This window comes from Bifidobacterium sp. ESL1133 (assembly GCF_058107325.1).
The window spans coordinates 221,918-246,870 of record NZ_JBYLUI010000004.1 but is presented as its reverse complement, the minus strand read 5'-3'; the positions used below and the strand labels follow the sequence as shown (position 1 = coordinate 246,870).

The 24,953-nt window shown below is 57.4% G+C and carries 34 protein-coding genes and 1 tRNA gene; 6 read left to right on the top strand and 29 right to left on the bottom strand.

Annotation, left to right across the window (positions count from 1 at the left end; all coding sequences use genetic code 11):
• The 6 genes from AC3B5A_RS05870 to AC3B5A_RS05845 form a co-directional block, all read left to right on the top strand.
• Window positions 1–295: hypothetical protein (locus AC3B5A_RS05870; RefSeq protein ID WP_489799573.1), on the top strand; the 295-nt coding region annotated here is incomplete at its 5' end.
• Window positions 296–787: 492 nt separating this feature from the next.
• Complete coding sequence (locus AC3B5A_RS05865; RefSeq protein ID WP_489799571.1) at window positions 788–1,012, top strand: hypothetical protein; 225 nt, start codon at window positions 788–790, stop codon at window positions 1,010–1,012.
• A 452-nt stretch (window positions 1,013–1,464) separates the two neighbouring features.
• Entirely contained in the window at window positions 1,465–3,600 is a 2,136-nt protein-coding gene (locus AC3B5A_RS05860; protein ID WP_489799569.1) for a mucin-binding protein, read from the top strand.
• A gap of 368 nt (window positions 3,601–3,968) precedes the next feature.
• Complete coding sequence (locus tag AC3B5A_RS05855) at window positions 3,969–4,283, top strand: hypothetical protein (RefSeq protein WP_489799567.1); 315 nt, start codon at window positions 3,969–3,971, stop codon at window positions 4,281–4,283.
• 65 nt (window positions 4,284–4,348) lie between these two features.
• Window positions 4,349–6,925: a mucin-binding protein gene (locus AC3B5A_RS05850; RefSeq protein ID WP_489799565.1), complete on the top strand. Its 2,577-nt coding sequence runs from the start codon at window positions 4,349–4,351 to the stop codon at window positions 6,923–6,925.
• Window positions 6,926–7,704: 779 nt separating this feature from the next.
• The gene (locus tag AC3B5A_RS05845; protein ID WP_489799563.1) at window positions 7,705–8,520 is read left to right on the top strand and encodes a hypothetical protein; all 816 of its coding nucleotides are present in this window, start codon (window positions 7,705–7,707) and stop codon (window positions 8,518–8,520) included.
• Window positions 8,521–9,096: 576 nt separating this feature from the next.
• Here the strand turns inward: AC3B5A_RS05845 and AC3B5A_RS05840 are convergent.
• From AC3B5A_RS05840 to rplD, 29 genes are all read right to left on the bottom strand, one after another.
• Window positions 9,097–9,184 (bottom strand) — tRNA-Ser (locus tag AC3B5A_RS05840).
• A gap of 127 nt (window positions 9,185–9,311) precedes the next feature.
• The gene (locus tag AC3B5A_RS05835) at window positions 9,312–10,316 is read right to left on the bottom strand and encodes a tRNA pseudouridine synthase A (RefSeq protein ID WP_489799599.1); all 1,005 of its coding nucleotides are present in this window, start codon (window positions 10,314–10,316) and stop codon (window positions 9,312–9,314) included.
• A gap of 562 nt (window positions 10,317–10,878) precedes the next feature.
• Window positions 10,879–11,394, bottom strand: coding sequence for a 50S ribosomal protein L17 (rplQ, locus tag AC3B5A_RS05830; protein ID WP_489799561.1), 516 nt, complete (start codon window positions 11,392–11,394; stop codon window positions 10,879–10,881).
• 89 nt (window positions 11,395–11,483) lie between these two features.
• Window positions 11,484–12,479, bottom strand: coding sequence for a DNA-directed RNA polymerase subunit alpha (locus tag AC3B5A_RS05825; protein WP_489799559.1), 996 nt, complete (start codon window positions 12,477–12,479; stop codon window positions 11,484–11,486).
• Window positions 12,480–12,556: 77 nt separating this feature from the next.
• On the bottom strand, window positions 12,557–12,955 hold the full coding sequence (gene rpsK / locus AC3B5A_RS05820; RefSeq protein ID WP_489799557.1) for a 30S ribosomal protein S11: 399 nt from the start codon (window positions 12,953–12,955) through the stop codon (window positions 12,557–12,559).
• Between the two features lie 82 nt (window positions 12,956–13,037).
• A complete protein-coding gene (gene rpsM / locus AC3B5A_RS05815; RefSeq protein ID WP_489799554.1) occupies window positions 13,038–13,415 on the bottom strand; it encodes a 30S ribosomal protein S13 in 378 nt (125 codons plus the stop codon).
• Between the two features lie 120 nt (window positions 13,416–13,535).
• On the bottom strand, window positions 13,536–13,649 hold the full coding sequence (rpmJ, locus tag AC3B5A_RS05810) for a 50S ribosomal protein L36 (RefSeq protein ID WP_043164480.1): 114 nt from the start codon (window positions 13,647–13,649) through the stop codon (window positions 13,536–13,538).
• A gap of 20 nt (window positions 13,650–13,669) precedes the next feature.
• Complete coding sequence (infA, locus tag AC3B5A_RS05805) at window positions 13,670–13,888, bottom strand: translation initiation factor IF-1 (RefSeq protein WP_033520847.1); 219 nt, start codon at window positions 13,886–13,888, stop codon at window positions 13,670–13,672.
• Window positions 13,889–14,067: 179 nt separating this feature from the next.
• On the bottom strand, window positions 14,068–14,631 hold the full coding sequence (locus AC3B5A_RS05800) for an adenylate kinase (protein ID WP_489799551.1): 564 nt from the start codon (window positions 14,629–14,631) through the stop codon (window positions 14,068–14,070).
• Window positions 14,632–14,811: 180 nt separating this feature from the next.
• Window positions 14,812–16,188, bottom strand: a complete 1,377-nt coding sequence (secY, locus tag AC3B5A_RS05795; RefSeq protein ID WP_489799549.1) for a preprotein translocase subunit SecY — start codon at window positions 16,186–16,188, stop codon at window positions 14,812–14,814.
• Window positions 16,189–16,363: 175 nt separating this feature from the next.
• Complete coding sequence (rplO, locus tag AC3B5A_RS05790) at window positions 16,364–16,822, bottom strand: 50S ribosomal protein L15 (protein WP_489799547.1); 459 nt, start codon at window positions 16,820–16,822, stop codon at window positions 16,364–16,366.
• A gap of 1 nt (window position 16,823) precedes the next feature.
• Entirely contained in the window at window positions 16,824–17,003 is a 180-nt protein-coding gene (gene rpmD, locus AC3B5A_RS05785) for a 50S ribosomal protein L30 (protein ID WP_489760529.1), read from the bottom strand.
• The gene (rpsE, locus tag AC3B5A_RS05780; protein ID WP_489799545.1) at window positions 17,003–17,743 is read right to left on the bottom strand and encodes a 30S ribosomal protein S5; all 741 of its coding nucleotides are present in this window, start codon (window positions 17,741–17,743) and stop codon (window positions 17,003–17,005) included. The genes rpmD and rpsE overlap by 1 nt, the downstream gene beginning before the upstream one ends.
• A complete protein-coding gene (rplR, locus tag AC3B5A_RS05775) occupies window positions 17,740–18,111 on the bottom strand; it encodes a 50S ribosomal protein L18 (RefSeq protein WP_489799543.1) in 372 nt (123 codons plus the stop codon). The genes rpsE and rplR overlap by 4 nt, the downstream gene beginning before the upstream one ends.
• Window position 18,112: 1 nt before the next feature.
• Complete coding sequence (rplF, locus tag AC3B5A_RS05770) at window positions 18,113–18,652, bottom strand: 50S ribosomal protein L6 (RefSeq protein WP_489799541.1); 540 nt, start codon at window positions 18,650–18,652, stop codon at window positions 18,113–18,115.
• A 16-nt stretch (window positions 18,653–18,668) separates the two neighbouring features.
• The gene (gene rpsH, locus AC3B5A_RS05765; RefSeq protein ID WP_489760527.1) at window positions 18,669–19,067 is read right to left on the bottom strand and encodes a 30S ribosomal protein S8; all 399 of its coding nucleotides are present in this window, start codon (window positions 19,065–19,067) and stop codon (window positions 18,669–18,671) included.
• 85 nt (window positions 19,068–19,152) lie between these two features.
• Window positions 19,153–19,338, bottom strand: a complete 186-nt coding sequence (locus AC3B5A_RS05760; RefSeq protein ID WP_044087814.1) for a type Z 30S ribosomal protein S14 — start codon at window positions 19,336–19,338, stop codon at window positions 19,153–19,155.
• Window positions 19,338–19,913: a 50S ribosomal protein L5 gene (rplE, locus tag AC3B5A_RS05755; protein WP_489799539.1), complete on the bottom strand. Its 576-nt coding sequence runs from the start codon at window positions 19,911–19,913 to the stop codon at window positions 19,338–19,340. Before rplE ends, AC3B5A_RS05760 begins: the two co-directional genes overlap by 1 nt.
• On the bottom strand, window positions 19,910–20,245 hold the full coding sequence (rplX, locus tag AC3B5A_RS05750; protein WP_489799537.1) for a 50S ribosomal protein L24: 336 nt from the start codon (window positions 20,243–20,245) through the stop codon (window positions 19,910–19,912). Before rplX ends, rplE begins: the two co-directional genes overlap by 4 nt.
• A 1-nt stretch (window position 20,246) precedes the next feature.
• Window positions 20,247–20,615 (bottom strand): 50S ribosomal protein L14, encoded by a 369-nt coding sequence (gene rplN / locus AC3B5A_RS05745; protein ID WP_489799535.1) that lies wholly within the window; start codon window positions 20,613–20,615, stop codon window positions 20,247–20,249.
• Between the two features lie 73 nt (window positions 20,616–20,688).
• Window positions 20,689–20,955 (bottom strand): 30S ribosomal protein S17, encoded by a 267-nt coding sequence (rpsQ, locus tag AC3B5A_RS05740; protein ID WP_489799533.1) that lies wholly within the window; start codon window positions 20,953–20,955, stop codon window positions 20,689–20,691.
• A 3-nt stretch (window positions 20,956–20,958) separates the two neighbouring features.
• Complete coding sequence (rpmC, locus tag AC3B5A_RS05735) at window positions 20,959–21,213, bottom strand: 50S ribosomal protein L29 (protein ID WP_489760524.1); 255 nt, start codon at window positions 21,211–21,213, stop codon at window positions 20,959–20,961.
• Window positions 21,213–21,632, bottom strand: coding sequence for a 50S ribosomal protein L16 (gene rplP / locus AC3B5A_RS05730; RefSeq protein WP_489760522.1), 420 nt, complete (start codon window positions 21,630–21,632; stop codon window positions 21,213–21,215). The genes rpmC and rplP overlap by 1 nt, the downstream gene beginning before the upstream one ends.
• A 6-nt stretch (window positions 21,633–21,638) precedes the next feature.
• Entirely contained in the window at window positions 21,639–22,460 is an 822-nt protein-coding gene (gene rpsC, locus AC3B5A_RS05725) for a 30S ribosomal protein S3 (protein ID WP_489799531.1), read from the bottom strand.
• Between the two features lie 2 nt (window positions 22,461–22,462).
• Window positions 22,463–22,822: a 50S ribosomal protein L22 gene (gene rplV / locus AC3B5A_RS05720; protein WP_489799529.1), complete on the bottom strand. Its 360-nt coding sequence runs from the start codon at window positions 22,820–22,822 to the stop codon at window positions 22,463–22,465.
• Window positions 22,823–22,836: 14 nt separating this feature from the next.
• Entirely contained in the window at window positions 22,837–23,115 is a 279-nt protein-coding gene (gene rpsS, locus AC3B5A_RS05715; protein ID WP_489799527.1) for a 30S ribosomal protein S19, read from the bottom strand.
• A 13-nt stretch (window positions 23,116–23,128) separates the two neighbouring features.
• Window positions 23,129–23,959, bottom strand: a complete 831-nt coding sequence (rplB, locus tag AC3B5A_RS05710) for a 50S ribosomal protein L2 (RefSeq protein ID WP_489799525.1) — start codon at window positions 23,957–23,959, stop codon at window positions 23,129–23,131.
• 35 nt (window positions 23,960–23,994) lie between these two features.
• The gene (rplW, locus tag AC3B5A_RS05705) at window positions 23,995–24,291 is read right to left on the bottom strand and encodes a 50S ribosomal protein L23 (RefSeq protein WP_489799523.1); all 297 of its coding nucleotides are present in this window, start codon (window positions 24,289–24,291) and stop codon (window positions 23,995–23,997) included.
• 1 nt (window position 24,292) lies between these two features.
• Window positions 24,293–24,952, bottom strand: coding sequence for a 50S ribosomal protein L4 (gene rplD / locus AC3B5A_RS05700; RefSeq protein WP_489799521.1), 660 nt, complete (start codon window positions 24,950–24,952; stop codon window positions 24,293–24,295).
• Between the last annotated feature and the right edge of the window lies 1 nt (window position 24,953).

Sequence of the window (24,953 nt, the reverse complement as noted above, 5' to 3'; positions counted from 1 at the left end):
CTATATCGCCAAAACACCGGTCGTCAGCAAAATCGTCGGCCTCGACAATATGGGAAACGGCACCGGCTACGACGCATCAGGCCGCTACGAAGTCGTGTACTTCGACCCCACCGACCCAGCCAACCGGGACACCTCCGACCGCACCCTGACCGTGAACGTGGTGTACAACAAGACCGTCCAACGCATGCCCTTCACCGGCGGCACGGGGGTATTGCTCGGTAGCATCATCGCCTTGGCGCTGCTTGCCGTGGCAGCCGTGCTGGTCCGCCTACGCAACAAGCAAACCAATCAATAAATCAATAATCGGCAACCAATGACCATGAGGGGTGAGCCGCACACCACCAGTGCGGTTCACCCCTCATGTTCCGTCGCTGGCGTCTTCCGGGCGACGGATTTGCCGCGCTGGGTAACGGTGCCACGTCATTTCCGTCCTTGACACGCAATAAGCGACGGATTTGCCGCGCTGTATCTCTTTTGACAGTGCTGGACATTGGACATTGGCCGCGGCATTGCGCTTAGCTGCACGGATTTTTGCTTGACGGCGGTTTGCAAAACGCTCGCTGCCCTACATTCTTATGCGAGGTATATGCATTATTTGTCAATATTAAAGGATACTCTTGTTTGAGTATTGGTTTTGCTTGTTCTGGTTTGCAGCAAACGCCATTATTGCATAACCGAAACTTATAAAAAGAACCGTCGTATCACCTTCCAAAAGTGATCAACACCAGTAGGCAGCAAGCCTTCCGAATTTGGACAGCAGACGACGACTACTATAGAAGGACGAATCATGAGCAAGCCCCCTACCACGGCGAGCACAACGCGTGCACTTGCCGCAAAGTCCGCACGCGCGCGTTTGGTCGCCGGCATCGCCGCCGTAGCCACCCTGCTCACCGCCTTCGCCGCAGGCTCGGATGCTTTTGCCGGCAACACCGCCAGCGAAACCCAAACAGCAGACGCAGCCTCCCAAAATAGCAATGACATTACCCCCCCCCCAGCAGAACCGGCACGCTAGGAACTGAACCAACCTCATCCATCTCAACGCGCGGTGCGCGTATCACTGCCACTAATCCCAATGTACGACTGCTCCAGCTCAATTCAACTGTAGATCAGCCAACCACACTGCAAACCAAAGCAGGCAACGAAGGCACCGTTTTTGGCGTTGCGGGTACATTCACAGTAAACTCCAGCGCTCTTGTCGCAGGCAACGAAATTCTTATCTCTCCGTTCACCATCGCCACATCCGGCGGACCCGACGATAAAGCACAGCTCGTAGGTAACGGCGGATCCCCAACCATCAACGACGCCACAGGCAACCCCATAGGTAACATTGGTTTCCAAGAATCTCACCCCACTTGGGGACATGCGCTTGTGCTTGAAGTGACCAAAACCTCAACAAGTGTTGGCTCACAAGCACTCAGCTTCTCCGTACCGCGCAGCATGGTATTCAACCAGTGGACTGACAACATGATCCGCGCCAGAATGCCCTTCGACAACACCATTCAAATCGGCGCGTACGATTCAAACACAGGCATTAGTGGAACTCTCGGAGTCAGGCGAGATTATCCGTTCCATTTCAACAAAGTCGCTGATACCCATTATGCGACTTCTCAATCAAAAAACTACTTCTACGAAGAAGCCAATCCAAATTGGTTCATCGCACGCCCCATGATATTTGACAACAGTATCCCCAACGATACCGTATTCATGCAATTGCAGAACAGCATAGGCGCTTCAGGATCGGTCAACCCGAATACCGATATTGTGCGCGCTTATCAGTTCACGTCCACGCAAGACCTCTCGCCAAGCTATCTCACCGTTTACCTTGGCAACTATCTCGTCTCAGCCGAATCAAACACTATCCAGGGAAGACCCGGACAAGTCAATGATCTAGCTGGATATCCCGACCCTGAAATCAAAACATCTATACCAATGAAAGATGCTGGAGACAACGTGCCATGGTCGACGCTAAAATCTCAAGCCTCACAGTCTGCTACGTCTGTGGTGTATTACTCTCGACAGTCAAGCACTAATACCGCAAGCAAGTACACCTACCTTGTAGGTATGAATTTCAAAGCCGCCGATACCGTTCTGACCGATGACCAGATTCGCACCAACGCCAGAGCGAACGCAGGACTCGCCGCCAGTATCAATCCAACAGCCGACCTCGACGCAACCGTCAAGTACTATCACGGCGCACTCAAAAACAGAGCCAGTTATTTCTACTTCCAGTACGGATTCAACGTTCCCGATCAATACCGCAGCGCCACCAACAGCATCACAGCACTCGACGACACCGCCATTAACACAACCCATACTGGAACACAGACCAGTACGCCAGTAAGCATGGGATCTTCCGGCCAGACAGCGGTGAAGTCTCACTATGTAGGGCTCGACGGACGCGCAATGTCACCAGTCACCGCCACCGCGGGTGACCCGACCGGCAAAGCGAACTCGATTACCGGCAGCAAAGGCACCGCTAGCGCTACCACCACACCTGCGAATATAGCTGGCTATCGACCATTGACCGCTGCTGACCTCAGTTCACTGACCGCGGCACAACGAGCCACCATCGCCACCACCCTCGGGACTTCAGACAGCAGTGTCGCCGGTTTGACCGCTCTCGCCAACAAGAACAGCGGTAAAACCATATGGGCCACCAGCAGCCTCACTGTCCCCTACCCGGGAGAAACAGGCAAAACCTACAACAGCGCCGGAAACATCGTGGCAGCAGGGACAGCCGGCTCCACCACCGGTTGGGGCACCACCGACGTGTACTACTTCTACATCCCAGACAACCGCACCATCACCATCCAATATTTGAAAGTCCCCGACAGTTGCACGCCCGCCAACAACGACTGGGCCTCCTGCACCGGCAGTCAACCCGTCACCGCCCACCAACAAACGTTCACCAACATACCGGGAACCCCTGTGCACGAAATCCTGAACTACACCGACAAACTCTTCGGAGCAGACCGAGCAGTCGGAATCCCCCCTGAAATCACCGTCACCGAAAGCAGCGACACCACCAAGACACGCACGTTCACTTTGAACACCAGCATCCCCAACAATGACACCACCCTCACCATCTACCTGAAAAACAACCAAATCAAGAAAGACGCCGGAGTGAAAACCATCACCCGCACCATCCACCACCAGTACGCCGACGGCACCAGCGCAGCCCCAGACACCATTCAAACAAGTACATGGAAAGAAGACCTCTTCTACGATGTCATCTACCCCAACGAGCCGCCCCAGCATTACAACAACTGGCACAACACCGACACCACCGGGTTCGATGCCGTCACCCCGTCGAAAGCCGGCTACCTGACCAACCCGCGCACGGTGAACGCCATCACCGGCATCACAGCCAACGGCACCACCGACGACCCCGGCACCACGTTCACCGCCACCGACTCCGCCAACCCCAACACATCCAACCGCACACTGGACGTGACCGTGATCTATCACAAAGCTATCACCCGCATGCCCTTCACAGGCGGCGTGGGAGCGGCGCTCGGTGGTGCAGCAGCCCTAGCACTCCTTGCTCTTGCAGCGCTCCTCACTCATATGCGCAACAAGAAAACAGCCACCAACCGGTAGCCCCACCAACCAGCAACCATAGCCACAAGGCCCACACTCAAAGTGCGGGCCTTAGTTATTGCTATCACATCGCCGCATCCGCAGCAACCAACAACCAGCAACCAACACATGATGGCCCATCCATCAGCGAGCGCACAAGAAAGCTGAAGCCGAATTTGCTTGCTCAGTAATACATAATGTGAAGCCGATGAACAAGGAAACGTTGAAATCCCAACAAAAATTTGCCTGATCGCAGTTTGAACAGTGCACAGTGTCCCGCATTCTTATGCGAGATATATGCATTAATTGTCAATATTACAGAGTACATTGATTGAAGCATTGGATTTGGCGCCTATCGTTGCCGCAAATTCATAATCACATAATCGAAAATGCATAAGAACCTTCGTACCCGTCAGAAGCATTACGCACCGGTCGGCAGCGACGGCAACATGTGGACAACAGATAGCAAAGGACGAATCATGAGCATGTCCCCCACCACGGCGAGCACAACGCGAGCACTTGCCGCAAAGCCCGCACGCACACGCTTGGTCGCCTGCATCGCTGCCACAGCTACATTGCTCGCCACCTTCGCCGCCGGTGCTGCCACCTATGCGGACGGTTCCACCATCGAAGCTCAAGTTCCAGCTGGAGCAGCTCAAAATAGCAATGACATTACCCCCCCCCCAGCAAAACCGGCACTCTAGGCACTGAACCAAGTGCCGCCATCTCCCCCGCCGGCGGCGCACCTACCATTTCCACGCAAGGAAGCGTGGTCAACGCCGTAAGCTCCGGCGTCTCCTTACTAAACGGTCTTGACGGCACTGCACAACCCAATTACGCATCCAAAGCGTACAACGAAGAAGCACGACTGGGCGTCACCGCCGCATTCACCGTCAACGCATCGGACCTCATAGCAGGAAACACCATTGTCATCGCCGTCATCAGGCAAACCAGCACCGACCCCACAGGCGCCAAGGCAACACTAAGCGAATGGGGCGGAAGGGTAGCGCTCACCGACAACAACGGCAACCAGGTCGGCACCGTCGGGTTTGACCCATCACTGCAGTGCATCACGCTCGCAGTAACGCAAACCAGCGGCGGCATGGGAACCGAAGTGTTCAACGTCAGCGGCCAATGGGTCATGGACCTCAATTTCGGCACGCCTGCCGACGTACGACGCAAAATGCCGTTCAACAACACCATCGACGTGTACAGCCTCAACAACAACACTCCCTTGCCAACGCCACAAAGCTACACGTTCGCCTTCTCCTCCGCTCCGGCGACCACCACCATAACCCAACTTGCCCAAAACGCCTTCGGCTACGTGACCTACACCGAACACACCGATATAGCCGACGTGCGGTTCAGTGAGCGCATCGCCAACAACACCGTACTTCAGCAGTTGCAGAGCAGCGGCGGCCAGACCGGAACCATCAAGCAGGATGACCTGAAATTAAACTTCCTGCTCACGTCAAACACTCAGGATCTCATTCCGCAATCCTCACCGTTGGTGCTGTGCAGCGACTACGTGTCCGCAGCAAGCAGAACCATCCAAAGCTGGCCCGGCAGCGCCACCACCGGGTACGACTCGAGCGCATGCTCCACCAAGTGGATTCCATGGACAAATGGCGGAGACAACCAAAGTGCCGCCACGCTCAGGCAGCTCGCCGACAACAGCGGCACAAGCGCGTACTACTACTCGCGTCTTTCCAAGGGCAACTACCGGCTTGCCATCAACCTCAAATATGCCGATACCCTGCTCACCGATGCGCAAATCGAAACCAACACCCGCAACAGCCCATCAGCAGCGGCACCAAACTCCAACATCGAGGCCGATGTGCAGGCCACTCTCAACTATTACCACGGCGCGTTGCGCAATGCGGCCACGCTCATTGCCCAAAACTACCGATTTGGCTTCTCCGACCCCTACACGCTGACGAAGCTCAGCATTGTCGCCACCGACACCGCAGGCACCATTATCGGCAACACCATCAGCGACAACAACCAAATCCAAACCGTCGCAGCCTCTGGTCAGACAGTGGTCAAGTCCCATTACGTAGGCACTGACGGACAACCACTGTCAGCCGTCACCGCCACCGCGGGCGATCCGACCGGTAAGGCGAATAGCATCACTGGGGTCAAGGGCACCGCTTCCGCTCCTGCCACACCCACCAACGTGGCCGGTTACCGACCGTTAACCGTCGCAGATTTGAGCTCACTGACCGCGGCACAACGGCAAACCATCGCTTCGACTTTGGGCACCACAGACTCCAGCGTTGCAGGACTGACCGCCCTGGCCAACAAGAACAGCGGCAAAACCGTCTGGGCCACCGGCAACCTCACCGTCCCCTACCCAGGAGAAACCGGACGCTCATACAATGCCAACGGTGACATCGTCGCCGCAGGCACAGCAGGATCCACTGCCGGCTGGGGCACCACCGACGTCTACTACTTCTACACGCTCGCCACCCAGAAACTCAACGTGCACGTCATTACCGTACCCTGCTACACCAACAGTGCAGACGCCAGCAGTGGCAAGGACTGTGACGCGACTCCCAGCAACGGAAGCTCCTGGCAGCCCTCCGACGGGGTCGAAAACACTGGTTTAGGAGAAACCTTCACCGGACTCTCAGGCATCGCAGCAACCAACATACTCTCAAAGTACAGTGTGCAACTCGGCGGCCATGCCCATGCAGCAGAACTGAGCGCAGGCCTGACTCAGCTTACCCCCGGCACCGATAGCAAGCGCACCATCACCTTCCAGTTGAACACCACCTACGACATGGACAACAACACTGATCAGGACGAATACCTGTACATCCAAGCCAACCCGGAAAAGGACATCTCTAAGAAGACAGTGAGAACCATCCACTACAAACTCAACCACAACACCGTAGACACCCCACCAGCAGACGTAACCCAGACAGTGACCTGGACACAGCATCAGATCCACAACACCGCGTATGACTCGATCGACGGTTCACCCAACTGGAGCAAATACGTATGGCAGGCCAGCAGCGCTAATACTCCGGCTACTACCATGCCGAAGGTCAACAGTCCCAACGTGTCAGGTTATATTGCCAAGACACCGGTCGTCAGTGAGATCACCGGTATCAAGCATGACGGCACCACCGACAACCCATCAGTGACCTTCGCACCCACCGACCCGGCCAACCCGGACACCTCCGACCGCTCTCTGACCGTGAACGTGGTGTATAACAAGACCGTCCAACGCATGCCCTTCACCGGCGGTTCTGGAATCCTACTCGGCACCCTCATCGCCCTAGGACTCCTCACTATGGCAGCCATACTCACCCACCTACGCAACAAACGAACCACCAAATAACTCTTGATTACATTGGTTATGCGGTGAACGAATAACAAGCAACCCAGCCGGCAACCATAATCAGAAGGCCCACACTACAACAGTGCGGGCCTTCCCCATAACCACCCCAACCACAAGCTCCTCATTGCATGAGTAACGTTCCACAGATTGCACGATGACCACTACAACAAAATGTTGATATTCCATCAAACCCCAACAGCAACACCTGTAAACAACCGAAACGTACGCAAAAACACCACCAACCAGCAGAGTTGCGTACATTTCAATCACAACGATGCCCGATAATGACCAAACGTACTCATTCAGTAGGGGAAAACCACTCAAAACGCCCTATGCCCAAACCCAGAACGTTGAAAATCCACCAAACTGCAATATTGACACAACGCCATATCCTGCTTTTCGTCCCTACTGAACGCACCAACACCACAATCAGTTCGTTCCGTGAGCACTTTCCACGGATAGCACAGTTACTACCACACCAAGAACGTTGATATTCCGACGATCTCCAAAACCAACACACCACACAGAAAAGCACTCACGGAACGATTCGGACGGAAATATGCTCATGAACCACACCACACACCAGCGGCATCTTCAAAAAGTGATACGCATCACATTATACTACCGACGGGCATACTTGCCCTCATGGGCAAATGCTCAGCACCTTCAACATTCCCCTCATATGCTGGATACTGAGGCGCGATGCCAGTGCTTCTGCAACATAGCATCAGCACAGGTGGTACAGCATACATCACACCTCGCAGCAAGGAGGTTGTACGATGATTGAGAAGATTTTCGCGACATATCCAAGCAATCCATCGAATTACTCGCTTCAGGACTTCGTCAAAGCCCTAGACCCAAGTAACCGTTGGCTTGCCCTAACACTGGCGGTGGTGATTGTCACCTTCATCATCGGCTTCCTGGAATACATATGGAGCTTCCTACTCGTACGTAGAGAAGGACATTCTCCCTACCCAGTGCTTATGCACACCTATTACTTTGCACTCGACGCAATGGGCATTTTCGTCTTCGGCACCGCAGCTGCAGCAACTGGCGGCTTCTGGTTCTTCGTGGGTGGATCAATCGCCGAGTGCGTGTGGGTAGGTTTCGAGGCTTACTGCCTATATAAGACCATCTACACTGAGCGGCAGTCCATCTGGGGCGACGATCCGGCGGTCGGAGGCGGCCAGGTTCCGGTCTCGTACGCGTGGAAGAAAGTGCTCGAGCAAGTGGTGTTTTTCATCGCCGCAATCAACCTCTTCCGTGTGTTCATGAACGACCCAGGCATGTTCAAGTGGTACATCTTCACCAACGTCATCATGGCCACTGTACCGGGCATTTACTGGGCAAAGCGCGGCACTCGTACAGGTGCCTCGTGGGTGCTTGCGTGGATTATCCTCGTCGGCACGGTCAATTCGTTCCTGCCAACGAACATGTGGAATCTCATCAGCCCCTACTTCTCCCCGGCAAACAACCCGTGGTTCTACGTGATGGGTGTGGTATCCATCGGCTTCGCCATCCACAACCTTGTGGTGCTGCACCGTCTTCCTGCCAAGCCAGCGCGCATGCCTGACGGTCAGAAGAGCGTACTGTAACCGACAGTAACCTAAACGAGGGTTGCCGCGTGCGAATAAGCGTCCGCGGCAACCCTCGTTTTGTTACATACCCCGTATATCGGCGCTCCACGCAACAAAACCGTCACTGACCTCACCTCACCAACGTTTTTACCGCGCGTTAGCACCTCTGCGCAACAGAACCGACGCTAACCCCACCTCACCAACGTTTTTACCGCGCGTTAGCACCTCTGCGCAGCAAAACCGACGCTAACCCCACCTCACTGACGGTTCTGCCGCGCGTTAGCACCTCTGCGCAGCAAAACCGACGCTAACCCCACCTCACCGACGGTTCCACCGCGCACGCACACCTCCACGCAACGGAACCGACAGCACCAACGTGCACAGTGCAACGACGTCCCGCACCATCACACCTGTATCTGTCAGCAGTACCGTTATCGGATCCAGCAGCGGAGATGGGCTATATGTCAGAGGAAAGGATGGGTCCGTAATCGCTGAGCACAACAAGCGACACGCTGAACCAATCCATAAAGCCCACGTTCTGCTACATAACCTGAAGAAAGAAGAAGGCCTCCCGGGGTGGAATCCGGAAGGCCTTGGCGGATAAGGCGAGATTCGAACTCGCGGAGGGTTTCCCCTCACACGCTTTCGAGGCGTGCTCCTTAGACCGCTCGGACACTTATCCATTGCTTACGCAACTTTTCAAGTATAAGTCAGCCCCTACCCTATGGCAACTCCTTATCAGCACTGGGCGTGGCGAGTAATAGGCCACAAGCAACGCCGGTTTGCAGCGCTCCGCCTGGTCTCCGCCTCTATTGCAACGTGCGCTTGGCGCGAATGGTCTGAGCCCGCTCTCCCAGCTCGGCGTCAGCTGGGTAGTCCACATGTTCCAGCGTCAGGCCTTTGGCTGCAATCGGCCCAGTTAAGCCCTCGCGTGAGGGGTGTTCCAGCTTATCCACAAACCACGCCACACTCTTCTTGCCACGCCCCACACTCACCAGCGCGTTGACCAGAGAACGTACCATGCTGCGAGCGAACGCGTCTGCCACAATGGTGAAATGCAGCATTCCCTCCTCCAGCTGAGGTACCTGATAATGTCGTGATGCTTGCTGTGCAGCTTCATTCTCTCCGTACTGCGCGCCTTCATCTCCGACAAGCTCCTCAACCCTCACGTCCCGGTCCACAGGCAGCATACCGGGCTGTTCGGCCTGCACCGCACTCTGCGAGTACTGCGCTCTGTCCATAACAGGCGAACCGTCAAGTGTCCTGCCCCCACCAGGTTGAGCGCAATATTCAGCAGCCGCTGCCTGAGCCCCGATACGGTCCCACCGTGCCACCTTTACCTCGCGAATCGTGGTACCTCCCGGGTTGGGGGTAGCAAATGAGCCGAAATCGTGCAAGCCGACCGCGTACGACGCCGCACGATTCATCGCCTCAACATCCAACAGCTCATCCACATGCAGCACAAAGTTGCGCATGCGTGGGTCCACCGGGCGGCTGTTGTCGCTTATCCGATACACATATGTGCGCTCGAGCGCCGAGAAGCGGGCATCAAACCCTGCCGGCGCCTCACTAACGTTCAGCAACACCACATCGTCCGGCAGCACGCCGTGCAGACGGCGTTCAAACGCTTTCACCGCACCCACATCCATGTGACCGTTCACTCGTGCAAGCACTGTCTGCGCCACATCAATGTGACACACCTGATGGTTGGCGTGCACCCCGGTATCAGTTCGGCCTGCGACGGTAAGACGCACTTTGCCGTGTGAAACAGGAATGTTGGGTTCGGAAGATTTACCACTAGCAACGCTGCTCACTGTGTCTGCGGAACGAGTCTCATTCGCAGACGCCTCACCCGAACTCGACGTATCTGACGACTCGTCCGCACTCCTCCCGTCAAGCAATTCTCCAGATGCGCCAGCATCACCAGCTTCGGTGCTCTCCGTTCCGTGGAAGCTCTCCCCCAGACCATCGTCAAAGCCCAGCGCTTCGACACGTAGTATCTTCGATATCGCCGTTTCTACTTCACCTTGCACTGTGCGGCGCCCGGGCTGAATCGCCCATCCGTAAAAGTCGCCGCCATCATACGCCAAATCCAACCGTAATCGCATGCGCCCCAGTATACGCACAGCATGTGTCTTGCGTATCGTGGTTTCAGTTTCGCAGCCCTCATGACGAGTACGAAATGGCCACCAGCGTTTGGACTAAAGACAGCTGCTCAACAGATACTCAGTATGACCGCACCATGGCCTCAACAGATATCAGCGTGCCCTCCACATGCCCTCCACACGACCTCCACACGGCCTCACCATGGCCTCTCAACATACAAAAGAGGGCCAGGATTATTATCCCGACCCTCTTGCAGACGTTCAGACCCGACTACTCGGCGTCCTTCGTCTCCTCGGTCTCAGCAGCGGCATCGTCAGCCTTAGGGGCTTCCTTCTCCGCGCTTTCGTCCTTAGGCGCTTCCGGCTCTTCGGCAGCAACGGTCTTGGCAGCCGACTCGGCTTCCTTGACCACAGACTGCTTGGCGCTCACCGGCTCGGTGACGAGCTCGATGATGGCGCGCGGCGCGTTGTTGCCCTTGGAGGGGGCAATCTTGATGATGCGAGTGTAGCCACCCTCACGCTGACCCATCTTCTCGGCGATCTCCGTGAAGAGCAGGTGCACGATGTGCTTGTCGCGAATCACACGCATCACGCGACGGCGGCTCGACAGATCGCCACGCTTGGCGAACGTGATGAGACGCTCGACGAGCGGACGAAGACGCTTGGCCTTCGGCAGCGTCGTGACGATGCGGCCATGGCGGAACAGGCTCGTCGCCATATTTGCCAACATAAGGCGCTCGTGCGCCGGGCTCGAAGCGAGGCGAGGCCCTTTACTTGGTTTTGGCATTGTTTCTCCTTATACCGCTGACCTGTCCAGGTGGGCATACGCCCGAACGTCCGGACGGCCAGTGGCTTGCTTTATTTGAAGCGGTACGCTTACTCGTCCTCAGGCGAGAAGAACGTGCCACCTTCCAGGTTGTTGGTATCGAAACCGAGCGGCGATGCCTTAAGCGAGAGCCCCATGGACTCCAGCTTCTCCTTGACTTCGTCAATCGACTTCATGCCGAAATTGCGGATGTCGAGCAAATCCTGCTCGGTGTGAGCCACCAGCTCGCCGACCGTGTGGATGCCCTCACGCTTCAGGCAGTTGTAGCTGCGCTGAGTCAGGTTGAGCTCCTCGATCGGCACTGCCATCTCGGGGCTTTCCTCTTCCTCTACGGGAGCGGGGCCCACCTCGACGCCTTCTGCCTGCTCGTTGAGTTCCTTGCACAGGCCGAAGAGCTCGACCAACGTGGAACCTGCGGAGGCAACTGCATCGCGCGGGGAGATAGCTGGCTTGGTCTCGACGTCCAGAATGAGCTTGTCAAAGTCCGTACGCTGTTCCACGCGGGTAGCTTCGACCTTGTAGCTCACCTTGAGCACCGGGGAGTAGATGGAATCCACCGGAATACGGCCGATCTCATCACCCTCCTGCTTGTTCATCTGTGCCGGCACATAGCCGCGGCCGCGCTCGACGGTGAACTCGATCTCAAGCTCTCCGTCTTCCGCCAGCGTGGCGATGTGCATGTCGGGGTTGGCGACAGTAACACCGGCCGGAGGTGTGATGTCTCCCGCCGTAGCTTCGCCCTTGCCGCTCTTACGCAAGTACATGACGACAGGTTCGTCGTACTCGCTGGTGAGCACAATGCCTTTGATGTTGAGCAACAGCTCAGTCACATCTTCTTGAACGCCCTGCAACGTGGTGAACTCATGCAGTGCACCGGTAATGCGGACGGAAGTGACGGCAGCCCCGGGGATGGAGCTCAGCAGAGTGCGGCGCAAAGAGTTGCCCAAGGTGTAGCCAAAGCCTGGCTCAAGGGGCTCAATGACGAAGCGAGAACGCTGGGGACTCAACGATTCCTCAGTAAGTGTCGGACGCTGTGCAATAAGCACTGTGGTATCCTTTCAGCTTCTGATTGTGGTGCACTCACTAATCATAAGCGGGTTGGACTGATAATAAATGAAGTGCTTCAGACGCGGCGACGCTTGGGAGGACGGACGCCGTTGTGGGCCTGCGGAGTGACGTCGGAAATGGAACCGACTTCGAGACCTGCGGACTGCAAAGAACGGATGGCGGTTTCGCGACCCGAACCCGGGCCCTTGACGAACACGTCAACCTTCTTTACACCGTGCTCCTGCGCTTTGCGAGCTGCGGATTCGGCAGCCATGCCTGCGGCGTAAGGAGTGGACTTACGAGAGCCCTTGAAACCGACATCGCCACCGGAAGCCCAGGCCACGACTGCGCCCGAGGGATCCGTGATGGAGATGATGGTGTTGTTGAATGTGGACTTGATATGAGCCTGCCCGACCGGCACCGACTTGCGGTCCCGGCGACGCGCCTTGTGCGCGGACTGCTTGGGAGCTGCCATTGATCCTCGTTTCCTAATAACGATTGTATTGCGTCCGGAAGGATTGCTGGGCCGGTAACGGCCGCTGACCTTCCGTTAGCTGCTACTTTGTTGCTTTCTTCTTACCGGCGACCGTGCGCTTCGGACCCTTGCGAGTGCGTGCGTTGGTCTTGGTGCGCTGGCCGTGCACGGGCAGTCCGTGGCGGTGACGCTGGCCTTGGTAGCAGTTGATCTGAATCTTGCGACGAATGTCTGCATCAACTTCACGACGCAGATCGCCTTCAATCTTGTAGTTTGCCTCAAGATAGTCGCGCAGTGTAATAAGCTGCTCGTCGCTCAGATCCTTGACGCGCGTGTCTGGATTAACTCCAGTGGCGGCAAGCGTTTCTTGTGCGCGAGTGCGACCCACACCGAAAATGTAGGTGAGGGCAACCTCGATGCGCTTCTCATTGGGGATGTCGACTCCGGCAAGACGTGCCATTGCGATTCCTTCTGTTCTCCGCAGGTGTGTACTGAAGTCTCCTGGTTTCCCAGCTTGGGCCTGCGTGCCCAAGGTTCAGCTTTCGCTGTGACTCAGCATCTTATGTTGTCGCGGTTCTGCTCAGCCTTGACGCTGCTTGTGGCGCGGGTTGGAGCAGATGACCATGACGCGACCGTGACGACGGATCACGCGGCAGTTTTCGCAGATCCTCTTCACACTAGGGCTGACCTTCATGGTGTTCCTTTTCTTGTACCTTACTTGTAACGGTACGTAATACGACCACGGTTCAAGTCGTAGGGGCTCATCTCAAGCGCCACTCGATCTTGAGGCAGGATACGGATGTAGTTCTTCCGCATCTTTCCCGAGATCGTGGCCAGAACGATATGCTTGTTCTCAAGTTCCACGCGAAACATCGCGTTAGGTAGTGCTTCCACCACCTGACCTTCGACTTCAATCACACCGTCTTTTGCCATAAGCCCTAGTCCTATCTCCGGCTGGTATTACATGTCGGCATATACGAGATACGCCAAATTACAAATATAGCGCTAGGGGAAGAGAAGCACTGCGTTGCGTGTCGTCTCTTCGCTCCCAGCGCTATTCGCCCTCCTCGCGAAGGGCTTGAGGATAAACAGCAGCCTACCGAATGCCGCGATTACTCACCCAGCTCGTTGACGATGGCTTCGGTAATGCTCTCTACACTGCCAGTGCCGTCAATGGCAAACAGGTTTCCGCGAGACTTGTAGGTGTCCAACAATGGCGCCGTCTGCTCGTCGTAGGTCTTGAGACGCACAGCGATGGCCTCTGGGGTGTCGTCCGCGCGGCCCTCATCTTCGGCACGCTTGGCAATGCGCTTCATGAGCACGTCACGGTCGGCATCCAACGCCACTACGCGATCAATGGAGACGCTCAAACGTTCCAGCATCGCATCAAGCGACTGCACTTGTGCGGCATTACGGGGATAGCCGTCAAGAATCCAACCGTTCTTGGCATCATCCTGCCCGAGACGATCCTCCACGATCTTGTCGGTAAGCTCGTCCGGGACAAGCTGGCCTTTTTCGGTATACTGCTTCGCTTCCAACCCAAGCGGAGTATTGTTCTTCAGGTTATAACGGAAGATGTCACCAGTGGAGATGTGCGGGATGCCATAGTGCTCCGCAATTCGCTTGGCCTGTGTACCCTTGCCAACCCCTTGTGGCCCCATAATCAACAGTCTCATCAACCGACCTTTCTCTCGTCAACTCATTGTCTGTCTTGCTCAAAGTCTACGTGAAGCCGTTCCCAAGGCTCACAGCACCCCCAAGCACCTCGCACATACAAAAGCGGGCACCAGAAGTCGCCTTCTCGATGCCCGCTTGGCCCCTCGTCTCATCCTGATACACAGAACGAGACAACAGCACTACTTGGAGGACTTGCTTTTCTTAGCATCCTTACCCTTGACAGCCTTGCCTTCCTTGAAGTCGCCTTCAAGCAGGAACCCGTCATACTGGAACTGTTCGGTCTGAGCCTTGGCCTGACGCAGCGTATCCAGACCGACGCCAGCGATGATGAGGATCGTGGTGCCGCCGAACGGCAGCTTGGCGTTGAGCTTGAGTGCCATGATGAGCACTGTGGGGATAAGAGCTACAAAGAGCAGGTAAATGGAACCGACCGTATTGAGACGGTTCATCACGAACTGAAGGTAACGGCTCGTGGCACTGCCTGCGCGAATACCAGGGATAAAGCCGCCGTACTGTTTCATATTGTCTGCGGTCTCATCGGGATCGAAGGTGATCGAAGTGTAGAAGAAGCAGAAGCCGACGATCATCAGCGAGTAAAGCAGAATGTACACCCAAGAGGTGGTATCCGCCAGATTGTCGTTGATCCACTTGACCCAGGACTGATCCTTCTTGCCGAACTGCGCCACCAAAGTAGGAATGGCCAGAATGGAGGAAGCGAAGATGGGAGGAATCACGCCGCTCATGTTGACCTTCAGCGGCAGGTAGGTGGAGGATGCGCCATACATCTTGCGACCGACCATGCGGCGGGTGTACTGCACGGGAATGCGACGCTGGGAAAGCTCCACAAAGTCCACGAAGATGAGAATCACGACGAGCACGGCGACGACGATGGCAAAGTCCTTCCAATTGCCGTCCTTGCCGTTGGTGCCCCAACCAATCTCCCACAGCTGCGGCAGGAAGCCGGAGCAGATGGACATGAAGATGAGGATGGACATACCCTGACCGATGCCCTTTTCGGTGATCAGCTCGGCCATCCACATGATCAGGCCGGTACCTCCGGTGAGCACCAGCACCATGAGCGTCATGTTCCACACCGAGCCGTCAGGGATGACCTGACCGCACTGGTAGTTGAACAGCGCGCCGGAACGTGCCGTAACGATGATGGTGGTGGACTGCAGGATTGCCAGACCGATAGTGAGGTAACGCGTATACTGCGTGAGCTTGGCCTCACCGGACTGACCCTCCTGATGCAGTTCCTTGAAGCGCGGGATAACCACACGCAGAAGCTGAATGACAATGGAAGCCGTGATGTACGGCATCACGCCAAGCGCAAAAATAGAAAGCTGCAGCATGGCACCGCCAGAGAAGAGGTTGACCAAGCCAACGAAGTTCTCCTGCGCGTTGTTCATGGTGCCCACGCACTGTTGCACGACATTGTAGTCAACACCTGGTGCGGGAATGAACGACCCGATACGGTAAATGATGATCATGCCGATGACGAAAAGAATCTTATGGCGAAGTTCCTTCGTCTTCAGAGCCTGAATTAGCGTCCTCACGTGGGGTTTCCTTCCTTGACGCGCACTTGCGTGCAACGCTGCTTACACAGTCTAGCTGCCTAGTTTAGCGTAGAGCGTCTACTAGTGGTGCAGCACACAATGGAGATGCCCCTCCCCGCTTCAGCGGAAAGGGGCATCATCCTCACCTGTCTGCGTTTATATTAAACGCACAGGTTCAGGCTTCGGTGACAGAGCCACCTGCGGCCTCAATCTTCTTGAGAGCCGAAGCCGAAACCTTCACGCCCGAAAGCTTGAAGGCAACGGTGGTCTCGCCGTCAGCCAGCACCTTGACCGGCTGGTTGGCGCGAACCAGACCCTGCTTGACCAGGTCTTCGACGCTGATCTCGCCGCCCTTGGGGAATGCCTTGGCCAGCGCAGAAACGTTGACGACCTGGTATTCCTTCTTGAACGGGCTCTTGAAGCCACGGGTCTTGGGCAGACGCATGTACAGCGGCAGCTGTCCACCTTCGAAGCCGGGACGCACTTGGTAACGCTTCTTCGTACCCTTGTCGCCGCGACCCGAAGTCTTACCCTTGGAACCCTCACCGCGACCAACGCGGATACGGTTCTTCTTGGCACCTGGAGCCGGGTGCAGATCATGCATCTGCAGGATGGTGTTTTCTTCTTCTGCCATATCAGGCCTCCTCAACGGTGACCAGGTGGCGGACTGCCTGAATCTGCCCACGAATCACGGGGGTATCTTCACGCACAACGCTCTGGCCAATCTTGCGCAGACCAAGCGTACGCACGGTATCGCGCTGCTTGGGCTTGCGGTTCACCAGACCCTTGGTAAGCGTAATCTTCAGCTGAGCCATCACTCACCGTCCTTTGCTTGAGCAGCTTCGGCCTTGGCATCTTCACGGGCCTTGCGGGCCTCGGCGATGCCCTCGGCACGAGCGCGGAGCAGGGAGTCGGGAGCCACTTCTTCAAGCGGCATACCGCGACGTGCGGCAATCTCTTCCGGCTCTTCCAGGTTCTTGAGTGCGTCCACCGTGGCGCGAACCACGTTGACAGCAGTCGCCGAGCCCATGGACTTGGTGAGAATGTCAGTGATGCCTGCGCACTCCATGACGGCGCGGACAGCGCCACCGGCGATTACACCGGTACCTGGAGCTGCGGGGCGAAGCATCACAGTGCCTGCGGCGTCGTGACCGATGACCGGGTGGGTCACGGTGCCACGCACGCGAGGAACGGTGAACATGTGCTTCTTGGCGTCCAGCTGACCCTTGGCGATTGCCGCGGGAACCTCACGGGACTTGCCGTAACCAACACCAACGGTGCCGTTACCGTCGCCCACCACAACCAAGGCGGCAAAGCTGAACGTACGTCCACCCTTGTGAGTCTTGGATACGCGGTTGATGGTGACTACGCGATCGAGCATATCGTCCTGGTGGTTGTCTTCACGACGACCACGGCGCTCGGAGCGACGGCCTTCGCCGCGGCCGCCACGGCGGTCCGAACGGCGGCCGTCACGGCCCTGGGACTGATTGTCCTGTGTCGCCTGTGTGTTCTGAGAATCTTGCGCCACTTGGGTTTCCTTCTCGTTATCGCTCACAGTGCCAGACCTCCCTCACGGGCGCCATCAGCCACAGCTGCGACGCGACCATGATATTTGTTGCCGCCACGGTCGAAGACGACGGCGGAGATGCCGGCATCCTTGGCCTTCTTGGCTACCAGCTCGCCGACCTTGTGAGCCGCCTCGGTCTTGGTGCCTTCGAAACCGTCGAAGTCATGAGCGACGGTCGAGGCGCTGGCCAAGGTGACACCCTTGGTGTCGTCGATGATCTGAGCCACCATGTGGCGGTTGGAACGGGTGACCACAAGACGTGGAAGCTCGGCGGTACCCGCGATGTGCTTGCGCAGACGCGCGTGACGACGGAGGCGGGCAACTCGTTTGCCTTTACCGAAAACTTTGACCGTCATATCACTTACCAGCCTTTCCAGCCTTGCGGAGGATGTGTTCGTCAGTGTACTTGATGCCCTTGCCCTTGTAGGGTTCCGGGGCACGAAGCTTACGGATGTTGGCAGCAATCTGCCCCACCGCTTGCTTGTCGGTACCCTTGACGACCACGTGGTTCGCGTCCGGCAGCTCGAAGGTGATGCCTTCGGGCGGGTTCACCGTAATGGTGTGCGAGTAGCCGAGCGAGAACTCAATGCCCTTGCCCTTCATCTGCGCACGGTAACCGGTGCCGACGATTTCCAGGGTCTTGGTGAAGCCCTCGTGCACACCCTGCACCATCGAAGCCACGATGGAGCGAGCCAGGCCATGCTTGGCACGGGTGGGACGAAGATCGTCCGCCGGAACGAGCTGAATCTCGTTGTCATTCACCGAGGCGGTGATGCCTTCGGGAATGGTGTAGGAGTCGGAACCCTTGGCGCCCTTGACGCTGAATTCCTGGCCCTTGATGCTGACTTCCACGCCTGCCGGGATGGCGACGGGGAGCTTTCCAATATGCGATGCCATGTCTAGCTCTCCTTCCTCACCATACGAAAGCGACGATTTCGCCGCCGATGCCCCGGTCGAGGCATTCTTTTTGAGTCAACAGGCCTGAGCTCGTTGAGATGATGGCGACGCCCATGCCACCCAACGGCATAGGCAGCGCGTCGGACTTGGCGTAGCGGCGCAGACCGGGCTTGGAGATGCGCTTGATGCCCTGAATGGCGCGTTCGCCATTCTTGCCATACTTGAGCGTAATCTCAAGGTCCTGGCCAACGCGTGCTTCCTTGGCAGCGAAATCTACGATGTAGCCTTCACGCTTGAGGATAGCGGCGATGTTCGCCTTGAATTTGGAATACGGCATCACGACTGTCTCGTGCTTTGCCGCACTCGCGTTGCGCAGACGCGTAAGCATGTCTGCGATTGGATCTGTCATTGTCATGTGGGCTAACGCCCTTTCTCGCCGTGGTTTCTGCAGCCTGCTCCGACAGTGCCGGACGCAGGCAACAGACCTTCAGCGTCGATATTTACCAACTGGACTTCGTAACTCCGGGCAGCTCGCCGCGGTGAGCCTTCTCACGAAGGCAGATGCGGCACAGGCCGAACTTGCGATACACGGAGTGGGGACGACCACAAACCTGGCAGCGCGTGTAGCCACGCACCTTGAACTTGGGTTTGGCAGCCGACTTGTTTTTCAGAGCGGTTTTTGCCATTAGTTCTTCTCCTTGAAGGGGAAGCCAAGGTGCTTGAGCAGCGCCCGAGCTTCCTTGTCGTCCTTGGTAGTGGTCACCACGGTGATGTCCATACCACGCTGGTGATCGATCGAATCGGGATCGATCTCGTGGAACATGGACTGCTCGGTGAGGCCAAAGTTGTAGTTGCCCTGGCCGTCGAACTGGTTGCCGCTGATGCCACGGAAATCGCGGATACGGGGCAGAGCCAGCGTGAGCAGACGGTCGAGGAACTCCCACATGCGGTCGCCACGCAGGGTGACGTACGCACCGATGGCCTGGCCTTCACGAAGGTGGAACTGAGCCACGGACTTCTTGGCGCGGGTCACCTTGGGCTTCTGGCCGGTGATGGCGGTGAGGTCGCGAATCGCGCCTTCGATGAGCTTGGAGTCGCGAGCTGCGGCACCGACGCCCATGGAGACGACGATCTTCTCGAGACGCGCCACCTGCATGGGGTTGGCGTACGTGAACTCCTTCTTGAGCTCAGGCACGATCTCATCGGTGTAACGCTGCTTCAGACGCGGAGTCTGAGGTGCTTCTACTGCTGTTTCGCTCATGCCAGCTCCTTTCCGGACTTCTTGGCGATGCGCGTACGCACGGTCTTGACCTTGCCGTCTTTCGCGACGGTTTCGACCTTGACACCAACACGGGTGGGCTGCTTCGTCTCCGGGTCGATGACCATCACGTTGGAGCGATGAATCGAAGCCTCGGCGGAGACAATGCCGGCCTGCTGACCCTGCTGGGTGGCACGCACGTGCTTCTTGACGATCTGGACACCCTCGACAATCAGGCGATCATTGGGCAACACCCGCAGAACTTTGCCTTCCTTGCCGCGGTCCTTGCCGCGGATGACCTTGACTTGGTCGCCGCTCTTGATCTTGGCTACCATCTCAGATCACCTCCGGGGCAAGGGACACGATCTTCATGAAGCGCTTGTCGCGCAGCTCACGACCGACCGGTCCGAAGATACGAGTGCCCTTGGGTTCACGGCCGGAGCCGAGAATTACCGCTGCGTTCTCGTCGAACTTGATGTAGGAGCCGTCGTTACGACGGTGTTCCTTGGCTGTGCGGACGACGACGGCCTTGACCACGTCGCCCTTCTTGACCGACCCGCCGGGGATGGCGTCCTTGACGGAGGCGACGATCACGTCGCCGATGCCGGCATAGCGTCGCTTCGACCCGCCGAGCACGCGGATGGCCAAGATCTCCTTGGCACCCGTGTTGTCGGCGACATGAAGCCGCGTTTCCTGCTGAATCATTGATTCTCCTTAGCCGCGCTGGTTCTCCCCTGGCACCCCCGAAGGGGTGACCAGCGGAGCCTTGCCGAACTTGTTACTTGGCGCGCTCGACGATGGAGTCGAGACGCCAACGCTTGGTCTTGCTCAAAGGCCGAGTCTCCATGATACTCACGAAATCGCCAACGTGGGCGTCATTGTGCTCATCATGGGCCTTGATCTTGCGAGTGGAGCGGACCACCTTGCCGTACAGGGGGTGGGTGGAACGCTGCTCAAGCTCAACGGTGATCGTCTTGTCCATTTTGTCGGACACGACATAGCCGCTGCGAGTCTTACGGAAGTTGCGCTCTTGCTTTTCGGCCATGGCTTACTTCTCCTCTTTCGTGTCGCTCGACTCAGGCGCCTGGGCAAGCCCAAGCTCACGCTCGCGCAGAACGGTGTACATTCTGGCGATGTCGTGCTTCACAGCCTTAAGGCGAGCGGAGTTGTCAAGCTGACCGGTGGCGTTCTGGAAGCGAAGGTTGAACAGCTCTTCCTTCGACTTCTTCAGGAAGCCTTCGATCTCGTCGTTGGTCTTCTCGCCAAGATTCTTAATGGTGTAGTCTGCAGTTCCCACTGACATCAGATGTCACCGCCTTCTCGTGCGATAATACGGCACTTCATAGGGAGTTTGTCGATGGCGCGACGCAGTGCCTCACGGGCCACTGGCTCGGACACACCGCCAATCTCGAACATCACACGACCGGGGCGCACGTTGGCGATCCAGTACTCGGGAGTACCCTTACCGGAACCCATTCGGGAGCCGAGAGCGTGCTTGGTGAGCGGGCGATCAGGGAAGATCGTGATCCACACACGGCCGCCACGCTTGATGTAACGAGTCATGGCAATACGCGCGGCTTCGATCTGACGGTTGGTGACGTAGGCAGGGGCCAGAGCCTGGATGCCGAAGTCGCCGAACGAAATCTCGTTGCCGCCCTTGGACATGCCACGGCGGGTCGGGCGCTGCTGTTTACGATACTTAGTCCTCTTTGGGATAAGCATATCTGCTCACTCCTTCGTTTCTTGCGCGTCGGACGCAGAGGCCGGAGCCTCGCCTGCGGGAGCGGCAGCCACTGCTGGCTTGGAGCTCCGGCCTGCTGCACCCTCAGGGCGCGCACCACGGCGCGGACGACGATCGGAACCACGGCGACCGCGGTTGTTCGACTGAGCCTGCTGCTCCTCGAACTCACGCTCGGTCATGTCGCCCTTGTAGATCCATACCTTCACACCGATGCGGCCGTAGGTCGTCTTGGCCTCGAAGAAGCCATAGTCGATCAAAGCGCGCAGGGTCTGCAGCGGCACGCGGCCTTCACGGTAGAACTCAGAACGGCTCATCTCGGCGCCTCCAAGACGACCGGAGAGCTTGATACGGATACCCTTGGCACCTGCGTGCATAGCATCCTGCTGAGCCTTGCGCATTGCGCGGCGGAAGGTGACGCGGTTCGTGAGCTGCTCGGCGATGCCTTGAGCCACGAGCTGTGCGTCGAGCGCTGCGTTCTTGACCTCGAAGATATTAAGACGGACCTGCTTGCCCGTAATCTTCTCGAGCTTGGCGCGTACACGCTCAGCTTCGGCGCCACGGCGGCCGATGACAATACCCGGACGAGCAGTGTGGATGCTGACATCCACGCGGTCGCGGGTGCGCTCGATGAGCACACGGGAGACGCCGGCACGCTCCAGGTCCTTGTTCATTGCCTTGCGAATCTTGTCGTCCTCAAGCACGAAGTCGCTGTACCGCTCACCGGGCTTGGTGGAATCCGAGAACCACTTGGAACGGTGATCTTCGGTGATGCCCAGGCGATAGCCAAAGGGATTAATCTTCTGACCCATCTTTAGCGGTCTCCTTCCTTGGTTGCCACGACGACGGTGATGTGGCTGGTGCGCTTGTTAATGCGGCCAGCACGCCCCTGTGCACGAGCGCGGAAACGCTTGAGCGTCACGCCTTCGTCCACATAGGTCTCCTTGATCACCAGGTCGTCCTCGCGGAATGCCTCGCCGGCCTTCTCGGCCTTGACGCGTGCGTTCGCGACGGCGCTCTGCAGGACCTTGAGCACCGGAACCGATGCGTCTTGCGGAGCGAATTTCATGATGGTGATGGCTTCACTCACTTGCTTGCCTCGGATAAGGTCGACCATGCGGCGAGCCTTGCGCGGCGTCACACGGACGTGACGGGCGATTGCTTTAGCTTCCATAATCTTCTCTTCCTTTAGCGGCGGGCTTTTTTGTCGTCATGCACGTGACCGCGGAAGGTCTTCGTGGGGGCGAACTCGCCGAGCTTGTGGCCAACCATCGACTCCGAGACGAACACCGGAACATGCTTGCGTCCGTCGTGAACGGCGAACGTATGACCGATGAAGTCAGGAGTGATCATCGAACGGCGCGACCACGTCTTGATGACGTTCTTCGTGCCCTTCTCATTCTGCTCGTCGACTTTCTTCTGTAAGTGGGCGTCGACGAAAGGGCCCTTCTTGATGCTACGAGTCATCTCTTCGACACTCCTACTTGCGGTTCTTGCCATTTGGACGGCGACGAACAATCATCTTGTTCGAAGCCTTCTTCGGATGGCGAGTACGAACTTCGCCCTTGCCCCACGGAGACACTGGCGGCTTACCACCGCGAGTGGTACCACCATGCGGGTGGTCGACCGGGTTCATGGACTCACCACGGGTGATCGGGCGCTTGCCCATCCACCGTGCGCGACCGGCCTTGCCAAGCTGAATGTTGGCGTGCTCGGAGTTGCCGACCTCACCAATGGTGGCGCGGCAGCGAGCATCCACGTTGCGGATTTCCCCGGATGGCATACGCAGCTGAGCGTAGGCGCCATCCTTGGCTACGAGCTGAACGCCCGCACCTGCGGAACGTGCGATCTTCGCGCCGCCCAGAGGACGGAGCTCGATAGCGTGAACCACGGTACCAGTGGGGATGTTGCGCAGAGGCAGGTTGTTGCCGGGCTTGATATCAGCCTTTTCACCGGTCTCAATGCGATCGCCCTGCTTCACGCCCTCAGGGGCAATGATGTAACGCTTCTCGCCGTCTGCATAGTGCAGAAGAGCGATGCGTGCGGAACGGTTGGGATCGTACTCGATCTCAGCAACCTTGGCAGGCACGCCGTCTTTGTCCCAACGCTTGAAATCGATGAGACGGTACTGACGCTTGTGGCCGCCACCGCGATGGCGGGAGGTCACACGACCGTAAGAGTTACGGCCGCCAGTCTTGCTGAGCTTACGAACCAGCGACTTCTCGGGCGTGGAACGCGTGATTTCGGAGAAGTCCGAAACCGAGGCGTTGCGACGGCCCGGAGTCGTCGGCTTATATGTGCGGATAGCCATAATGTAGTTCTTCCTTTGACTTTCTCGGCTAACCTTCAGTTACCGAAGATGTCGATTGTCTGGCCTTCTGCCACGGTCACGATAGCGCGCTTCTGGTCGGCACGGGAGCCGAAACCGGTGCGGGTACGCTGACGCTTGCCTGCACGGTTGAGCGTGTTCACGTTGGTGACGTGGACGTTGAAGATCTCTTCGACAGCTTGCTTGATCTGCACCTTGTTTGCATTCGGTGCGACCACGAAGGTGTACTGGCCACGGTCGGAGCCGGCGTAGCTCTTCTCAGAGACGACGGGCTTCAAGATGACATCGTGGGCTGGATTATGAATAGCAGCCATTTCAGGCCTCCTTCGGCTCGGTCTTCGCAGCGACGAAGGCATCGAAGCCTTCCTTGCTGAAGACGACGTACTGAGCGACGACGGCATCGTAGGTGCTGAGCTGATCTGCGAAGAGCACATGCACCGAGGGGATGTTGCGTACGGAGAGCCACTCGTTGGTGTTCTCGCGGGAGAGCACCACAACCGCAGAGGAAGTGCCGCACACCGAAGAGAGCGCCGCAACGGCGGTCTTCGTGGACGGAGCCTTCTCCACACCGAAATCGACCACGGAGATGCGGCCGGCGTTGGCGCGGTTGGAAAGCACGTAGCGCAGAGCGCTGGCCTTCATCTTCTTGGGAGTGCGCTGAGAGTAGTCGCGCGGAACCGGTCCGTGCACCACACCACCGTGCACCCACTGAGGAGCGCGGGTGGAACCCTGACGGGCACGACCGGTGCCCTTCTGCTTCCATGGCTTCTTGCCGCCGCCGGAGACTTCGCCGCGGGACTTGACCGCGTGCGTGCCCTGACGAGCTGCCGCCAGCTGAGCGGTGACTACCTGATGAATCATCGGGACGTGAGCCTCGACCTCTTCATTGGAGAAACCAAACAGCTCTGCAGGAGCTTCAACGGTGCCGGAAGACTTGCCCTTGGCGTCGCTTACGTTAAATGTAACTTGCGTCATT

Coding starts and splice junctions, on each gene's coding strand:
- AC3B5A_RS05865 (WP_489799571.1), top strand. CDS start 788: ATGAGCAAGCCCCCTACCACGGCGAGCACAACGCGTGCACTTGCCGCA.
- AC3B5A_RS05860 (WP_489799569.1), top strand. CDS start 1,465: ATGATCCGCGCCAGAATGCCCTTCGACAACACCATTCAAATCGGCGCG.
- AC3B5A_RS05855 (WP_489799567.1), top strand. CDS start 3,969: ATGCATAAGAACCTTCGTACCCGTCAGAAGCATTACGCACCGGTCGGC.
- AC3B5A_RS05845 (WP_489799563.1), top strand. CDS start 7,705: ATGATTGAGAAGATTTTCGCGACATATCCAAGCAATCCATCGAATTAC.
- rplQ (WP_489799561.1), bottom strand. CDS start 11,394: ATGCCAAAACCAAGTAAAGGGCCTCGCCTCGCTTCGAGCCCGGCGCAC.
- rpsK (WP_489799557.1), bottom strand. CDS start 12,955: ATGGCAGCTCCCAAGCAGTCCGCGCACAAGGCGCGTCGCCGGGACCGC.
- rpsM (WP_489799554.1), bottom strand. CDS start 13,415: ATGGCACGTCTTGCCGGAGTCGACATCCCCAATGAGAAGCGCATCGAG.
- rpmJ (WP_043164480.1), bottom strand. CDS start 13,649: ATGAAGGTCAGCCCTAGTGTGAAGAGGATCTGCGAAAACTGCCGCGTG.
- infA (WP_033520847.1), bottom strand. CDS start 13,888: ATGGCAAAAGACGGTGTGATTGAAGTCGAAGGTCAGGTGGTGGAAGCA.
- AC3B5A_RS05800 (WP_489799551.1), bottom strand. CDS start 14,631: ATGAGACTGTTGATTATGGGGCCACAAGGGGTTGGCAAGGGTACACAG.
- rplO (WP_489799547.1), bottom strand. CDS start 16,822: ATGGCAGAAGAAGAAAACACCATCCTGCAGATGCATGATCTGCACCCG.
- rpmD (WP_489760529.1), bottom strand. CDS start 17,003: ATGGCTCAGCTGAAGATTACGCTTACCAAGGGTCTGGTGAACCGCAAG.
- rplR (WP_489799543.1), bottom strand. CDS start 18,111: ATGACGGTCAAAGTTTTCGGTAAAGGCAAACGAGTTGCCCGCCTCCGT.
- rplF (WP_489799541.1), bottom strand. CDS start 18,652: ATGGCATCGCATATTGGAAAGCTCCCCGTCGCCATCCCGGCAGGCGTG.
- rpsH (WP_489760527.1), bottom strand. CDS start 19,067: ATGACAATGACAGATCCAATCGCAGACATGCTTACGCGTCTGCGCAAC.
- AC3B5A_RS05760 (WP_044087814.1), bottom strand. CDS start 19,338: ATGGCAAAAACCGCTCTGAAAAACAAGTCGGCTGCCAAACCCAAGTTC.
- rplE (WP_489799539.1), bottom strand. CDS start 19,913: ATGAGCGAAACAGCAGTAGAAGCACCTCAGACTCCGCGTCTGAAGCAG.
- rplX (WP_489799537.1), bottom strand. CDS start 20,245: ATGGTAGCCAAGATCAAGAGCGGCGACCAAGTCAAGGTCATCCGCGGC.
- rplN (WP_489799535.1), bottom strand. CDS start 20,615: ATGATTCAGCAGGAAACGCGGCTTCATGTCGCCGACAACACGGGTGCC.
- rpsQ (WP_489799533.1), bottom strand. CDS start 20,955: ATGGCCGAAAAGCAAGAGCGCAACTTCCGTAAGACTCGCAGCGGCTAT.
- rpmC (WP_489760524.1), bottom strand. CDS start 21,213: ATGTCAGTGGGAACTGCAGACTACACCATTAAGAATCTTGGCGAGAAG.
- rplP (WP_489760522.1), bottom strand. CDS start 21,632: ATGCTTATCCCAAAGAGGACTAAGTATCGTAAACAGCAGCGCCCGACC.
- rpsC (WP_489799531.1), bottom strand. CDS start 22,460: ATGGGTCAGAAGATTAATCCCTTTGGCTATCGCCTGGGCATCACCGAA.
- rplV (WP_489799529.1), bottom strand. CDS start 22,822: ATGGAAGCTAAAGCAATCGCCCGTCACGTCCGTGTGACGCCGCGCAAG.
- rpsS (WP_489799527.1), bottom strand. CDS start 23,115: ATGACTCGTAGCATCAAGAAGGGCCCTTTCGTCGACGCCCACTTACAG.
- rplB (WP_489799525.1), bottom strand. CDS start 23,959: ATGGCTATCCGCACATATAAGCCGACGACTCCGGGCCGTCGCAACGCC.
- rplW (WP_489799523.1), bottom strand. CDS start 24,291: ATGGCTGCTATTCATAATCCAGCCCACGATGTCATCTTGAAGCCCGTC.
- rplD (WP_489799521.1), bottom strand. CDS start 24,952: ATGACGCAAGTTACATTTAACGTAAGCGACGCCAAGGGCAAGTCTTCC.